Raw genomic sequence first — 15411 nt, 5'->3', positions numbered from 1 at the left:
CCGGCCGGATTACCCCTGCCGGCGGAATGCCCGCACTCGCAAGCCACCGCCCGAGCTCTCGCTCGCGTTCGGGGCGGTGGCAGGTAAACGCGCTAGTTAGTGATGCCGATATAGTTGCCCCGCACGCACCGCGGTGGCGCGCTATCTACCAACTGAAAGAAGAATAGTTATGGCTAAGAAAGACGAGCAGGCGCAACCGCAAGGAAGCGGTAGCGTGACTTCTAAACGACCCTTCGGGTTACGCGACAAGATCGGGTACATGTTCGGTGACGTTGGTAATGACTTCACCTTCATTTTGCAGATGGCCTTCTTCATGGTCTTCTACACCCGCATGGGCGTAAATCCCGGATTTATCGGCACCATGCTGCTTGTGGTTCGCCTCTTTGACGCATTCTGGGATGTTATTTTCGGCCGCATTGTAGATGTTCTCAAGCCCACCAAGCATGGACGCTTCCGGCCATGGATCGGGCGTATCGCGATTCCGATCTGCGTGGCTTCCGCCCTCATGTACATACCCTTCGTTTCCAGCTTCTCCACCACCGGAAAACTGGTTTACATGGTTTGCACCTACCTGCTGTGGAACTTCCTGTACACGATGATCAACATCCCGTACGGTTCCATGGCTTCGGTAATTACGGACAATCCGAAGGACCGGGCTTCCCTTTCCGTGTTCCGTTCCCTCGGTGCCATGATCGCCGCGCTGGGTATCCAGACCGTCCTCCCGATCTTCGTTTACACCTACGACGAAGCCACGGGCCAAAAGGTGCTGAACCCGCACAATATGGCGATTGCCGCGATTATTTGCGCGATTTGCGGGATCATTTCCTACTACATCACCTTCTTCAATGTGGAAGAACGTGTGGAACCGCAGGTGGATCCGAACCACGAGAAGGCCGGCTTTGGTGCCATGCTGAAAACCGTGGCCACCAACCGGGCTTTGCTCGCCCTCATCTGCGCCGCCATTTTGGTGCTACTAGGTTCCTTCGTCGCTGGCCAGGTGATGCCGTTTATCTTCCAGGATTACTTCGGTAACGGGCAGTTGCAGTCTTGGGGCGGGCTGGTACAAAACATTCCGGTGCTACTTCTTGCTATTACCGGCGCGTGGCTCACCGTTCACTTCGGTAAGAAGGAAGCCATTAGTGTGGCGCTGCTGTTCTCCGGCGTCGTCGGTATTGTTATGTACTTCCTGCACCTGGATAACGTGGTGATTTTCCTGGTGCTGTACTTCTTCATGGCACTGGGCCTTTCCACCTTCAATTCTCTGGTGTGGGCGATCATCACGGACGTTATCGACTACCAGGAAGTGCGGGTAGGGGAGCGCGACGACGCCACGATTTACGCGATCTACTCGTGGGCGCGTAAGCTCGGCCAGGCCCTGGCAGGATTTATTGGAGGTTGGTCGCTGACGGCGATTGGCTACAACGAACACGCGGTAGAACAGGGCGTGACGCAAACGCAAAGCGTGCTCGATGGCCTGTACCTTCTCTTCCTGATCGTGCCGGCAGTGCTATACCTGCTGGCCGGGTTAGTGATGGCTTTCTGGTATCCGCTCACCAAGCAACGGGTGCACGAAAACTACCTGACCTTGCGGGGCCGCCGCGAAAAGGCAACGGGCCGCAAAGCGGATCTGGATTCCAAGTTCGTAGGCGATAGTGAGGATGCGCAAGTGGTTGACCCCGCTGCCGGTGTAAAGGTACCTGCCGGGGGTTCTTCCGCGACGGCGGAATGGGTCAGTCCGGTAATGCGCGATACCGCACTGGGCCGGGAAACTTCTGAGGAGCGCCGCATGTTTGAAGAAGACCGGCGCATTTACAAAGAAGACTGGCGCGATTCTAAAGACGAATAGAGCAAGCAGTTCTAAAGATGATTAGAGCAAGCAGTTCTAAAGATGAATAGAGCTAGCGGTTCTAGAGAAGAATAGAGAAAACTCGCTTATTTCGCGCTTCCGCGTCCACGTTCAGACTCACCTGAGCGCGGGCGCGGAAGCACGTTAAGGCGCACGAAAAGCACTGCTCATACGGAAATCGTGCAAGTGTGCAGAAGCTACGCGAGTGCCCGAAAGGCGCCGGATATGCGCGGTACGAGTTTCGCTACCCGGGCGCGCCCAAAGGCGCAACCGAAAGGCGCCGGATATGCGCGGAGCGAGTACTGAACGGCAAGCTAGAGAACAAATTTCCCAGAAAAATCCCAGCCGGATTGTATGGATAACTCAGGGCTGTCTAGTTATATAGAACTTGTTAGCGGGGAAAACGGGAGCGTGGACCCGTCCCGCAACGGAGGAGTTCCCTCCTTCTAAATATATAGAGATCACTTGCAGCCATGATGAGCGTTTGGTTTGCTCGAACAGTGCCCATTGGTTCGATGTTTGCTCTAGCGCGGTGATCAGGTGGCCGGGGAGCGTGGACCCCGGCCACCTACTCTTTAATCCCAAATTCGATTTAGTCGCAAACTCGATGCGATGCCTGTAGCCGGGCTCTGCCTGTGCGAGCTATATAACGGTGACGTGCGGATGGCGCGCGGATGGCGCGCCGGTTCGGCAATGCGGAAAGCCGGCGCGAGCAAATATGAGGCTAGCGCGGGCCCTGTGTGGGGTGCACGTAGTGCGGCCCTATCGGTGCTGGGTCAGAGCTGGTAGCCGCCTATTCTTCCGGCGCGTGCCTGGCTTCCTGGCATTCGGGGCAGTAACCCCAGAAGGTAATTTCGGCTTCGTCAATCTCCCAGCCGCGCGGATCGGCTGGTAAGAGGCATGGGGCTGCGGCTCGCGGGCACGGTACGTCCACAATTTTCCCGCAGGACCGGCAAATCATATGGTGGTGATTATCCTGCAGATTCAGTTCATACATCGTCACGTTCGAAGTAGGCTGCATCTTCCGCAAAATGCCTTTTTCGGTGAGCGTGTGCACGATATCGTAAATCGCTTGCACAGAAACAGATCCGAGCTGCTCAATTACTCCCGCGCGGAGTTGCTCCGCGGAAAGATGGCCGCCCTTATCAACTTCACGGAGCACCGCAAGCCGAGGCTCCGTGGCTCGCAAGCCCGCGTCCCTCAACATCCTGGTGAAATCGGTGCCCATCTACGTCTCTGCTCTATCCTCTGCTATATGCCCTACTGTGTGAAAAATACTCTGCCGAAGCGCCTCTGCGCCTTCTACCTACCATATCCCGGCAGAATCGGTGAGAGGGCCTGGAATCGGGTGCGAAGTTAGCACTAACTAACCAGCTTGCCACCCTTCGAGAGCCAATTATAGCCGATTTAACCTACTTTCTATTGTCCTGGTGTTCTATTTCCAAAGGAATCCGGGACGGCTGCCCGCTCGCGCGGCCGGTTATCTGCCCGACTGCGGTGAGCTAATACATTGCCGCAAAGATACACAGCCTGTGGATAACTTTGGTCAAATTGTTCCCCAGGGTGCGCGTATCCAAAGAGGGGATTCTTTATGTGCTTCATAGTGTGGATGCCGCCGACGCCATCGCCCCGGTTTTCGCACCGCTAACGAAACGCAAAAATATTGGTACTGCAACGAAAAACAGCCACCTGAAAAGGGTCTTCGCGGCAGAAATAAACGATTCACTTAAAGGGTCTGTGACTGTGGAACAGAATGTGGAAAGGCTGTGTATAAAGATCATGAAAGAGGTTTTTTGGCGGCGCTCTGGTCAACAAGTTATCCACAGAAGTGGGGTTCTTATGCACAGTTAATGACATCTTTGTTATTAGCGAGCGAACCACAACACCTTGTGGTTACTTCCAATTTCAATCACAAGGTGTAGTGTTGAAGCCTACGCGGCGCGGCCAATGTGGATCTCGATGGTAATGGCCGCGATCGGGTCTGAGTTTCTTGCAGTTCAGCAAATCAGCAGTTCAGCAAATCAGCAGTTCAGTAATCGGAGGAGAAACGATGAGTATCACGGTTTATACGAAGCCGGCATGCGTGCAGTGCAATGCCACGAAGCGGGCCCTGGATAAGGCCGGCCTGGAATACACCACCGTTGACCTCACGGAAGATGCCGTGGCGCTAGCGGCGGTTAAGGCCCTCGGGTATGCGCAAGCTCCCGTCGTGGTGGCAAATGGCAAGCACTGGTCGGGCTATCGGCCCGATCAGATTAAGGCGCTGGTTGCCGCACGGGATGCACGTGCGGAAGAAGCGCAGCGCACAGACCGTGCAGAGGCTGTCGCGCGGGCGGAGGTTGCCGCGTAGGAACTAGTTACGCGGGCGCTGATTGCCGCGTAGAGGCTAGTTACGCCGGCGGCAGGAGCTGCGGAAAGTAGGGATTATGGGATTGATTGTCTATTTCTCCTCGGCCACGGGTAATACACATCGGTTCGTGCAGAAGCTGGGCATGCCGGCAGTGCGCATACCTATTCACACGCGAGAGGAAGGCATCCCGCACGTGGATGAACCGTATGTGCTGATTACACCCACTTATGGGGGAGGGCGGGAAAAGGGGGCGGTGCCGCGCCCCGTCATCAAATTCTTGAACGACCCGCACAATCGCTCTTTTATTCGCGGCGTGATCGCGGGTGGAAACACGAACTTTGGGAAGTACTACTGCTGGGCGGGCGATATTATCGCCGCGAAATGCAAGGTCCCGTTCATGTACAAGTTTGAGCTCCTGGGCACCCCTACCGATGTGGCGGTAGTACAGCAGGGCTTGCAAGAGTTTTGGGAGAAGCAGCAATGAAAGATGTAAATACTTCGGCCGGTACGGAGGCCGGGAAAGCTACCGCGGCTGCTGAAAAAACCGCCGCAACTGCCGCGGCTGGTAACACCGCGGGCGGGGTGGCACCTGCACCGCAGCCGGCACACGCACCGCAGCCGGCACCCGCACCGCAGCCGCAACACGCGCCCCGGCAGGCACCGGATCCGGCGCTGGACTATCGCTCTTTGAATGCCAAGCTCAATCTTTATGATGAGAACGGGCAGATCCAGTTCGACGCCGATATTGAGGCCGTCCGCCAGTATTTCATCCAGCACATTATTCCTAATACCGTGCGGTTTGAAACCTTGGAAGAAAAACTCGCCTACTTGGTGCAGGAAGGCTACTACGAAGCAGAAGTGCTCGAACAGTACCGCAAGGATTTCATTAAGCAGCTCTACCAGGCGGCTTATGCCCACAATTTCCGTTTCTCCACCTTCCTGGGTGCCTACAAGTACTACCGTTCCTACACTTTGAAAACCTGGGACGGCAAGAAATACTTGGAGACTTTTGAAGACCGCGTGTGCATGGTTTCTCTCATGCTGGCCGAAGGCGATGAGAAGCTAGCCATGGATCTAGTAGAGGAGATCCTTTCCGGGCGTTTCCAACCGGCCACGCCTACTTTCCTCAATGCTGGCAAGAAAGCCCGTGGGGAACTGGTTTCCTGCTTCCTGCTCCGCGTGGAAGACAATATGGAATCGATTGCGCGGGCCGTTAACTCCTCCCTGCAGCTTTCGAAGCGTGGCGGCGGGGTGGCGCTCAATCTTTCTAACCTGCGGGAACAAGGCGCGCCCATCAAGCGCATCGAAAACCAATCATCGGGTGTGAACCCGGTGATGAAACTCCTCGAAGATGCCTTCTCGTACGCCAATCAGCTGGGAGCGCGGCAAGGTGCGGGTGCCGTGTATCTGCATGCACACCATCCGGATATTATGCGTTTCCTGGATACGAAGCGGGAAAATGCCGATGAAAAAATCCGCATCAAAACGCTCTCCCTCGGCGTCGTCGTTCCCGATATTACTTTCGAACTAGCGAAGAAAAAGGAAACGATGTGGCTGTTTTCCCCATACGACGTCGAACGCGTGTACGGGGTGCCTTTCACGGAAATAAATGTGACCGAGAAGTATTACGAAATGGTCGCAGATACGCGGATTCACAAGTATCCCTTGGATGCGCGCCAGTTCTTCCAAACCTTAGCGGAGATCCAGTTTGAATCCGGATACCCGTACCTACTGTTTGAGGACACCGCGAACCGGGCAAACCCCATCAAGGGCAAGATCACAATGTCTAACCTGTGCTCGGAGATTTTGCAGGTTTCGGAAGCTTCCACATATAACCCGGATCTTTCGTATGAGCACGTGGGCAAGGATATTTCTTGCAACCTTGGCTCGCTAAATATTGCGAAAACCATGGATTCGCCTTCGCTCGGAAAAACTGTGGAAACCGCCGTGCGGGCATTGACCGCGGTTTCTACCCAAACTTCGATCGAATCGGTACCTTCCATAAAACGCGGTAACGACATGTCGCACGCTATAGGGTTGGGGCAGATGAACCTGCACGGCTACCTGGGCCGGGAACGGATCCATTACGGTTCGGAAGAAGCCCTGGACTTTACGAATATGTATTTCTATACCGTGGCTTACCATGCGATTCGTGCCTCCATGGAGATTGCGAAGGAACGCGGGGAAAGCTTCGAAGGGTTTGAAAATTCTGCCTACGCGAGTGGTGAGTATTTTGAGAAGTACCTCAACCAAGTGTGGGAACCGAAATGTGAGCGCACGCGGGAACTGTTTGCCGGGCACCATATTCCTACCCGGGAGGATTGGCGGGCCCTGGCCGCAGACGTAGCCACCTACGGGCTCTACAACCAGAACCTGCAGGCGGTGCCGCCCACCGGGTCGATCTCCTACATCAACCATTCCACTTCCTCGATTCACCCGATTGTTTCCAAGATCGAAATCCGTAAGGAAGGCAAGCTGGGCCGCGTCTACTACCCGGCGCCGTACATGACGAACGATAACCTCGAATACTTCGAGGACGCCTACGAAATCGGGCCGGAAAAGATTATTGACACCTATGCGGTGGCCACCCAGCACGTGGATCAAGGCCTATCCCTGACCTTGTTCTACCCGGATACGGTGACCACGCGGGATGTGAACCGAAACTACATTTACGCCTGGCGTAAGGGCATCAAAACCCTTTATTACATGCGGATCCGGCAGCAAGCATTGCACGGCACCGAAGTGGAAGGCTGCGTTTCCTGCATGTTGTAGCGGGATGCATGGTGTAGCGGGGTGCATGGTGTAGCGGCTGGCGCCGGTGGAGGTCAGAACTGGGGACCTCGCGTGTGAGGCGTAATTGAAGGCGTTGCGCGTGCGGGGGATACACGCAACAAGGGCGCCGCGGAAGTTGTGGATAGCTTTCGCGGCGCCCTTAGTTTTTCTTACAATGTCACTATATGCGCGTGGTGAGGTTGCCGCGAACGACAGGAGCGAAGGGGGTTAGCATGGTTCCAACAACAGTAGAAATAAGCGCAGAAACGGCAGCAAAACTCGAAAAACTTTCAGCTGCTACGGGAAAACCTGCTTCCGAATATATCCGGCAAGCCATCGAGACCACAGTTGATAATTTGTTAGTAGAACAAGAGATCCTGGAACGTCTCGAAACTTACGAATGCGATGGCATTAGCTACTCAGAGACCCAGGTCAAGGTGGCCCTTGGGCTGGAAGATTGAATACCTCCCCGGCGCTCTCAAAGATCTCAAGAAACTAGACAAACAGGTTGCTCGCGAAATCACCGCATATTTGCGTGACTTGGCAAGTACTGGATTCCCTGAAAAACAGGGGAAGCCCCTTTCTGGAAAGTTAGCAGGTCTACGTAGATACAGGTGGCGTGACTGGAGAGTCGTCACGCGGCTTGATCACGAGAACTTCATTATCCTTGCGGTAGCCGTCGGGCACCGCTCGCGTATCTATGAGTAACTCGTAGCTGAAACTAGAAACCACCTGAGGAGCCGACGTCAGAGAGCAAGGCCCGCATGTCGGCGGCCGTGATGGGCCGATCCGCGCCGGAGTTGACGATTCCGGCTAGGCTCCGTTTGCGATCCTGCAGGGCTACCACTTTTTCTTCGATCGTGCCTTGGGAGACCAGCCGGTACACCATCACCTGTTTGCCTTGCCCGATGCGGTGGCTGCGGTCAATCGCTTGTTCTTCGGCGGCCGGATTCCACCACGGATCCATAATGTAAACGTAGTCTGCTTCCACTAGGTTGAGGCCGGTGCCGCCCGCCTTTAGAGAAATCAAGAATACGGGGTTTTCGCCCTCGCGGAAACTTGCGATTGCGCCGTCACGGTCTCGGGTTGAACCATCCAGGTACGAGTAGCTAATCCCAGCTTCACCCAAGCGCCGCGCAATCCGCTCCAAATAGCTCGTGAACTGGGAAAAGACGAGCACCTGGTGCCCTTCTGGCAATAGCTCTTGCAAGTGTTCCACAAGCCGTTCGGTCTTCGCAGATTCTGAAAGGCCGGCCTTTTCGTCAAACAAGCCCGGGTCAATAGCCAGCCGCCGCAACCGCGTTAGCGAAGCCAAGATTGAGATGCGGTTATGATCCACGTCCTCGATCAGCCCCAACACTTCTTGGCGTTCCCGTTCCAATTGTTGCCGGTACCGGCGCATATGCTTGGGCGTTAGCTCCACCAAAATGGTGTTTTCTACCTTCTCCGGCAAATCTTGAGCTACGTCATTCTTCCGGCGTCGCATAATGAAGGGATGCACCAGGCGTTGCAATAGCTTGGTAGCTTCCTGATCGCCACGCCGCTCGATAGGTTTGCGGAATTTTTCCCAAAAAACCGTGCGGTTAGGAAGCAACCCGGGCGCCGTCAAATATAGGAGCGCCGCCAAATCACCTAGCGAGTTCTCAATCGGGGTGCCGGTTACCGCGAAGGTCCACGGCCGCCGCAAATCCGCAATCGCCTTATAGGAATTCGTAGCCGGGTTTTTGATTGCTTGTGCTTCGTCGGCAACCACGCCACCCCACTGTACGCGGCGGTATTCCTTGGCGTCGATCCGTGCCAAAGTATAGGAAGTGACCACGATATCGGCTGAGCTGGCAAGTTCCGGGATCGATTCGCGGCGCCGTTTTGCCGAATTACGCACCACTTGCACCCGCAGTTGCGGCGTGAATTTTTGCGCCTCTGCCTGCCAATTCGAAACCACCGAAGTGGGGGCCACGATCAGCACCGGCCCTTCCCGTTCCCCGGTTTCCTGCAGGCGTTGAATCATCGTGAGGATTTGTAGGGTTTTGCCCAGGCCCATATCGTCGGCCAGAACGCCACCAAAATTTGCCCGCGCCAAATGCGTGAGCCAGGCGTACCCGTTTTGTTGATAGCCGCGCAAAGTAGCCGAAACGTGTTCCGGCAAAGGTTCCGGATCTCCCAGGCGTTCCAGTTCCCGCAGTTTTTTGCGAATATTTTTCGACGCCGTCAACTGGCTTTCCGAAAGGTACAGGGCGTGCGCGCGCACGGTTGGCACCCGCACGGTTTTCGGTGTCACTTCGCCGAGCGCGGCGGCACTGGAGAGCAATGCGCGGAGCGGATCAAAATCCGGGCCGAGCGGAATCATTACGTCCCCGCGTATCACATAGTCATAGTTATTGGTGAGGGCCTCATAAAGTTCAGGCAAAGGCACCTCAAAATCCCCGATTGTTACCACGATCCCTAGGTCTAGCCAGTCATTGCTCTCCTGGATCCGGGTTTCAATCACGGGTTTTTCGTGCGAAATATGCAACTGGGCGCCATCGGCGTAGAAGACGCGGATCCCAGCCTCTTCCAGGCGCGGGGCGAGCTCTCCTTGGAAACGCGCAAACTGCTCAAAATTTAGGTTAGTGGTATTAGAACCCCAAGCGTTAATTTCTGCCGCGCTGGTGTGAAACTGCGAGAGCAGTAGCGCCGAACGCAAAGAAGTTGGTACTCCGCCTACCGCGCTGTTTTCCCACAGCCGCAAACAGGTCTCGATATCATCTCTGAGAGCCATATAGTCCGCAATTGGCGCGATCTGGGGTTCAGGTTGAGCTTCAGGTTGTGATTCACGTTGCGGTTCGACGCCGTCTTCCCTGCTTTCGATAGCGGCTGCGGCGTCTGCTTCGGTGCTTTCTTCGCTGGCCGCAGTGCTTGCTTCCGCGGCGAGCGTGGTTTCAGGTGCGGTGTTTTCCGCGGCGCCGCGCAGTTCTGCTGCGCCGCCTTCCAGACTGACTTGCTGTTTGGCCGTGATTTCGAAGTAGCCTGATTCGGGCCGGGATACTTCCAGGCACAGGCGGGGCGGGGAAACCCGGCACGGGTGGTAGGAATCATCGCGGGAAGAAACCGGAAGAATTTTCTCCAAAGAGGGCAGGAACGCGGTTTCGAACTCGAGCCGGTCTTTTTGCGGCACGGAAATTGGGTGGTTTGTGCACAAAAGGGCAGCTACGGCCTTAGATGTACTTTGCGGTAGTGCGCCGAGAATCGCCCCATTATCGGTGACCAGCAGACCAAGCAGAGGCTTGGTGTTTTCCAATACTTCCACCCGCCGCCCATCGGCCCCGAGCGCCAGAATACGCACCTGCAAATCTCCGCTATCCAGCAGGGTAACATCTGCGCAAACTTCCCACGGATCGGCAGAGATCTCGAGGGGATGCGAAGTGTCTTGCCAAAATAGTTCCACTCCGGCCTGTGCGGCCTGTGCCAGTAAAGCCAGCGCCATGCTGCCGAGGTCGCGCAAAGTTAGGCCTTCGTGCGGGGAGCGGTAGCCGGAAGAAACCTGCCGCATAAAATTCTGCAGGGCCGCGCGGTGCGCGGGGACGGCTAGCCGGCTTCCGGTACGTGCGCCGGGGCGCTGCCTTTGGGCAAACTGGTTCCAACTCATCTGGTTTGGCGTCCAGTTACCGGCTCGCAACTGACGCAAAGGCCGCAGTTTAATCCCGGTTTTAGTGCGCGCCAAACGAAGGCCAAGCCGCTCATATTCCGGCTCGTGCTGATTTGCCTTAGTTACCTGGCGGCCGCTACCTAACATGTATAGCTGCTCACGCCAAGAACTGCTTTCGGCACGCACGGCCAGCAAGGTGGCGGCAATATGTTTACACCGCACGCGCACTGGGCATCCGCAGGTAGCGTAGAAAGGATGCAGAGAGTTAATTACGACGCGGTAGGAGCGGCCACTGCCCAGCACCACCGCGGAAATGCCGCCCGCCAATTCGGGTTCTTCATCGGTATGTAACACGTGCTCATTGATGAAATATTGATACCCGCGGGAAAACATAGTTTCGCCGACGATGCTGATGATTTGCGCATCACGCAATGCCGCAATCTGCTCCCGTATGTTTTCGGCCATTCTCTCATTTTAGAACTATTGGCGTGCCTGCGCATTACCGCGAAAATCGTGGCAGGGGCGCGAGCGGCGGCGTCGAAAAGAAGAGGCGGGGGCGGCGTCGAAAAGGGCGGGGGCGGCGGCGTCGAAAAGAAAAACAGAACAGGGCGGCCGAGCTGGCGGGTAGGTAAGCGAGTGGTAGCGCGAAGCGGCCTGCGGCGACACGAAACCATACGAAGCGGCATGGCACGCACCACCCCCACAAAAAAATATTTGAAAACTTTGCGACGTGGGGCATTGGAGATGGCGGGCGTGCGTGGCAAACTTGGGCACTACCGGCGCTCCGAAATCTAGCGCAAGCGGAGCCAAAACATGCGGGAGCGCGGCGCTCCGCGGGAAGGAAACAGCATGATCCAGCCGAAGCTCAAGCTGGTCAGTTCGGTCAGTGCGATCAACTGGAACCGCCTGGAGGATGAAAAGGACCTCGAGGTGTGGGACCGGTTGACGGGTAATTTCTGGCTCCCGGAGAAGGTGCCGCTTTCGAACGATATTCAGTCGTGGAACAGCTTGCAGCCCCACGAACAGCGGATGACCACGCGCGTATTTACCGGTCTTACTTTGCTGGATACGATCCAGGGCACGGTGGGTGCGGTCTCCCTGATTCCGGATGCGATCACACCGCATGAGGAAGCCGTGTACACGAATATTGCCTTTATGGAATCCGTGCACGCGAAGTCGTATTCTTCGATTTTCTCTACCCTGATTTCTACCGAGGAAATCGACGAGACTTTCGAATGGTCGGAGAATAACGAGTTCTTGCAGAAGAAGGCGCAGATTGTGCTCGATTATTATCGCGGGGACGATCCGGAAAAGCGCAAGGTAGCTTCGACGATGCTCGAATCTTTCCTTTTCTACTCCGGTTTCTATGCGCCCATGTACTGGTCCGCGCACGGCCAGCTCACCAATACCGCGGATCTGATTCGCCTGATTATTCGCGATGAGGCCGTGCACGGCTACTACATTGGTTACAAGTTCCAGGTGGCATTGCGCAAGGCTTCCCAAAAGCGGCGCGAGGAGCTCAAGGAATACACTTTCAACCTGCTGCAAGACCTGTACGAAAACGAAGTGGAATACACCTCCTCCCTGTATGACGAAATGGGATTGACGGAAGATGTATGTGCCTTCCTCCGCTATAACGGCAATAAGGCGCTCATGAATTTGGGCTACGAAGCGCTCTTCCCGGCCGAACAGACGAACGTGAATCCGGCGATCTTGGCGGCGCTTTCTCCGGGGGCCGATGAGAACCACGATTTCTTCTCTGGTTCCGGTTCTTCCTACGTGATTGGCGAGGTGGAAGCCACGGAAGACGACGACTGGGATTTCTAGCCGGAGTTCGGGATGGCCTTCCCGGGAGGCAGGACAGTTGGCCCGGCGCGCGGACCGGCTTGGCCTTGCCGGCGGGAGGGATAGGTCGCTCTGTGGGCAGGGCGGTTGGCCCGGTGGGCGGGACTGGGGCCTGGCTGGGCAGGCGGGACTGGTAACTTCTGCCCTGAAGTGGACGGGTGACCTCCGCCCTGAAGCATAGGACCTCCGGCCCGGAAATTATTTGGGCGGGCGGCAGGTGTTACCCAAAATGGGCAACAAGTCCACCTCTTTCGCGGGGCTCATCGTACGACGTCGCTAAATAAAAGGTCGTACAATGGTCCCAGAAGGAAGGAGGAGGGATGCCGAAAATCGAAGCTCCGACGGTGCGTGAGCACCGGGAAATGATGACAAACCGCATCGTAGAAGCGGCGGAAAAAATTTTGCGTACGCAAGGTCCGCGCGCCCTTTCCGCCGGCGCGGTAGCTGCCAAAGCGGGGATTGCCCGCAACTCAATTTACCGCTACGTGGATTCCGTGGATGATTTACGCCTCATGGTTTTGGATCGGAACGTGCCCAAATGGCGGGCGGAAGTCATGCAACACGTGGACATGGATGCCGAACCCGCGCAACGTTTAGCTACGCTCGTGGTGGCTTGCATTAGGCAATCAGGCACGCGGTCCTCACACGGCTGGCTCATGGGTTTGATGCGTAGCACGCACGGCAAACCGGTTTCTGAAGCGCGGCGTTCTGAGGCACAAAAAGACGTCGATCGCGTGCACGATTTCTTCAGTGAGCAACTGAAGATGGCGTGGAAAGATATAGGGGCGGCAGATCCGGATATTTGGACCTCATTCACCCGTGCCATCATTTACGACGGTTTCAAACAGGTAAGTGCGGGCACGCAAACCGAGAAAGTGTGTGCCGCGGCCCGGGAATTGGTCTTCCAGATGGCACAGGCGGCGCAAGCAGAAAAGTGACGGGCCGATAGCAGCGCGAAGTGTAGATATGCTCCGGATATATCTCAAAATATGCTGGCCTCCGGGGCGCTGGCCCGTGAAGGCATTACGCTCTTCTCGTCACCGGCACCGCGCTTTGCGGAAACAGAAGAAAGGGGCATTGCCATTATGGGAAAGATCCGAGTAGCAATTAACGGGTACGGCAATTTGGGCCGCGGGGTGGAAAAAGCTCTCGCCCATGCCGAAGATATGGAGCTGCTGGCGGTATTTACGCGCCGCGCCCCGGAAACTGTGGTCACCGCTGGTGCTCCCGTGGTGGCTTTGCGCGAGCTACCCAGCTGGGTGGGCAAGATCGACGTCGTTATTAACTGCGGCGGTTCCGCAACCGATCTGGAAACCCAAACTCCGCAGGTAGCCGAGCATTTCAACGTGGTCGATTCTTTCGATAACCACGCGCATATCCCCGCGCATTTCGCGGCCGTGGACGCTACCGCCAAGGAGCATGGCACGCTCGCCCTGATTTCTTCGGGTTGGGATCCTGGGTTCTTCTCCCTGCAACGCGCCTATGGTCTGGCTTTCTTGCCGGCCGGGGAAACCTACACTTTCTGGGGGCCGGGCCTTTCGCAAGGGCATTCGGATGCGGTAAGGCGGATTTCCGGGGTGAAGCACGCGGTACAGTACACGCTCCCCGTGGAAGAGAATATGCAGCGCATCCTCGCGGGCGAAAAGCTGGAGCTGAGCACGGCGGAAAAGCATCGCCGTCAAGTGTTCGTAGTGCTCGAAGAAGGTGCCGATGCGGATGCGGTGCGCGAAGCGATCGTGACCATGCCCGACTATTTCGCTCCCTACGAGACCGAAGTGAACTTCATTTCGGAAGCCGAATTTGCGCGGGATCATACGGGTATGCCGCACGGCGGGCACGTGATCCGCATCGGGGAGACGACGCCGGGAACCACGCAGGTGGTACATGGCGAGCTCAAACTAGATTCGAACCCAGAATTTACGGGTTCGGTACTCGCTGCTTCCGCGCGGGCCGTGGCCCGCATGGCCGCGGCGGGTGCCACGGGTGCAATCACGCTCTTCGATGTGCCGCCGGCCCAGCTAGTAGCGGCAGACCCGGCCGAACTGCGCCAGCACTGGCTGTAGCGAGCCGTAAATAAGCAAGTAGTGCGCCGTATTTAATCGGTAGCACGCCGCAAATAAGCAGTAGCACGCCGTAAATAAGGTAACAAAGCGCCGCCCGCGCTGGGTATCTCGCAATCGGGACCAGCGTGGGCGGCGCTAAAGTTTGCGCCTAAGCAGTTCGAATCGGGCAGTTTGCGCCAAGCAGTTTTGCACCTAGCAGTTCGAGCCGGGCAGGTTCCGCTAGAAAGTCGGGCCAGCTTCCGTTAGGAAGTTGGTCCGACTTAGAAATCAGTGCGGCTTATGAAGTTAGGTCGGCGCTTTCGAGCCATTCATGCACGTGTTCGAGCGTGCGTTCGCGTTCTACGTCTTCACCGCGGATGTACATGGGCAGGCCAACGGTAGCATCGGGCGCCACGAGCGCGATCGTGCCGGTAATGTTCACGCACAGCGGGCTCAAGGACCACGTAACGAAAGGCAAAATTAGGGACTCTCCTACTGAAGCTTGGGAGAGGTAAGAAGAAATAATCCGCGGCACGCTATCGCCCCACACGGGGAAGCCCAAGACAATCACGTCATAATCGGCCAAGCTCGGTACCGGTTCGGCGATTTCCGGCATGGCGTGGTCATCCTGTTCCGCGAAGTTCCGCGTTTTTGCTTCGTCCACATCTTCCGGGTAAGGATCAGCCGGCAGGATTCGATAAGTGTCGAGGGTTGCACAAGCCCCGCCGCGTTCAAGTTCGTCCTTGACAAGCTGCATCAACCGTTCCGTATTGCCAGGTTGACGAACCGCCGTCCCGGTAAACCACATCGACATCCCGCCCCGTGAAAAATACACGAGGGCCGCGCGGATTTGGTCCATTCCTCTACTCCTCAATCGCAGGCGAACTGCATTTACACACCGAGAAACTCCTAGTGCACAACTCGGCGTTAA

12 protein-coding genes are annotated in these 15411 nt (G+C 56.4%); 9 read left to right on the top strand and 3 right to left on the bottom strand.

The genetic code is table 11. The features are described 5' to 3' along the window. Positions 1–169: 169 nt before the first annotated feature. On the top strand, positions 170–1846 hold the full coding sequence (locus H8274_RS00255; RefSeq protein WP_065414684.1) for an MFS transporter: 1677 nt from the start codon (positions 170–172) through the stop codon (positions 1844–1846). 793 nt (positions 1847–2639) lie between these two features. Here H8274_RS00255 and H8274_RS00250 read toward each other — a convergent pair. Next, the gene (locus tag H8274_RS00250; protein ID WP_256332498.1) at positions 2640–3053 is read right to left on the bottom strand and encodes a Fur family transcriptional regulator; all 414 of its coding nucleotides are present in this window, start codon (positions 3051–3053) and stop codon (positions 2640–2642) included. An 843-nt stretch (positions 3054–3896) separates the two neighbouring features. On the opposite strand from H8274_RS00250, the gene nrdH reads away from it, so the two are divergent. From nrdH to H8274_RS09940, 5 genes are all read left to right on the top strand, one after another. Next, positions 3897–4196: a glutaredoxin-like protein NrdH gene (gene nrdH, locus H8274_RS00245; protein ID WP_185933521.1), complete on the top strand. Its 300-nt coding sequence runs from the start codon at positions 3897–3899 to the stop codon at positions 4194–4196. A 76-nt stretch (positions 4197–4272) separates the two neighbouring features. After that, positions 4273–4680, top strand: a complete 408-nt coding sequence (nrdI, locus tag H8274_RS00240) for a class Ib ribonucleoside-diphosphate reductase assembly flavoprotein NrdI (RefSeq protein ID WP_049619570.1) — start codon at positions 4273–4275, stop codon at positions 4678–4680. Beyond that, positions 4677–6968 (top strand): class 1b ribonucleoside-diphosphate reductase subunit alpha, encoded by a 2292-nt coding sequence (nrdE, locus tag H8274_RS00235; RefSeq protein ID WP_185933520.1) that lies wholly within the window; start codon positions 4677–4679, stop codon positions 6966–6968. The genes nrdI and nrdE overlap by 4 nt, the downstream gene beginning before the upstream one ends. Positions 6969–7201: 233 nt before the next feature. Further along, positions 7202–7429, top strand: a complete 228-nt coding sequence (locus tag H8274_RS00230) for a ribbon-helix-helix protein, CopG family (protein WP_049619571.1) — start codon at positions 7202–7204, stop codon at positions 7427–7429. After that, on the top strand, positions 7374–7676 hold the full coding sequence (locus tag H8274_RS09940) for a type II toxin-antitoxin system RelE family toxin (RefSeq protein WP_074660933.1): 303 nt from the start codon (positions 7374–7376) through the stop codon (positions 7674–7676). Before H8274_RS00230 ends, H8274_RS09940 begins: the two co-directional genes overlap by 56 nt. A gap of 13 nt (positions 7677–7689) precedes the next feature. On the opposite strand, the gene H8274_RS00220 is transcribed toward H8274_RS09940, so the two are convergent. Next, positions 7690–11058 carry a DEAD/DEAH box helicase gene (locus H8274_RS00220; RefSeq protein WP_185933519.1) on the bottom strand — a complete coding sequence of 1123 codons (3369 nt, stop codon included), beginning with the start codon at positions 11056–11058 and terminating at the stop codon, positions 7690–7692. A gap of 384 nt (positions 11059–11442) precedes the next feature. Here H8274_RS00220 and nrdF point away from each other — a divergent pair, with 384 nt between their 5' ends. From nrdF to H8274_RS00205, 3 genes are all read left to right on the top strand, one after another. After that, a complete protein-coding gene (gene nrdF / locus H8274_RS00215) occupies positions 11443–12420 on the top strand; it encodes a class 1b ribonucleoside-diphosphate reductase subunit beta (RefSeq protein ID WP_141670078.1) in 978 nt (325 codons plus the stop codon). A 338-nt stretch (positions 12421–12758) separates the two neighbouring features. Next, positions 12759–13376 carry a TetR/AcrR family transcriptional regulator gene (locus H8274_RS00210; RefSeq protein WP_185933518.1) on the top strand — a complete coding sequence of 206 codons (618 nt, stop codon included), beginning with the start codon at positions 12759–12761 and terminating at the stop codon, positions 13374–13376. A 147-nt stretch (positions 13377–13523) separates the two neighbouring features. Further along, the gene (locus H8274_RS00205) at positions 13524–14501 is read left to right on the top strand and encodes a diaminopimelate dehydrogenase (RefSeq protein ID WP_065414707.1); all 978 of its coding nucleotides are present in this window, start codon (positions 13524–13526) and stop codon (positions 14499–14501) included. Positions 14502–14778: 277 nt separating this feature from the next. Here H8274_RS00205 and H8274_RS00200 read toward each other — a convergent pair whose 3' ends face one another. Continuing rightward, positions 14779–15339 (bottom strand): flavodoxin, encoded by a 561-nt coding sequence (locus H8274_RS00200; protein WP_074660927.1) that lies wholly within the window; start codon positions 15337–15339, stop codon positions 14779–14781. Between the last annotated feature and the right edge of the window lie 72 nt (positions 15340–15411).

It is taken from the genome of Actinobaculum suis (assembly GCF_900618115.1).
In the GTDB taxonomy this organism is placed as follows: Bacteria; Actinomycetota; Actinomycetes; order Actinomycetales; family Actinomycetaceae; genus Actinobaculum; species Actinobaculum suis.
Note: the sequence above shows the minus strand (reverse complement) of the source record. Positions and strands in the feature narration are given on the sequence as shown.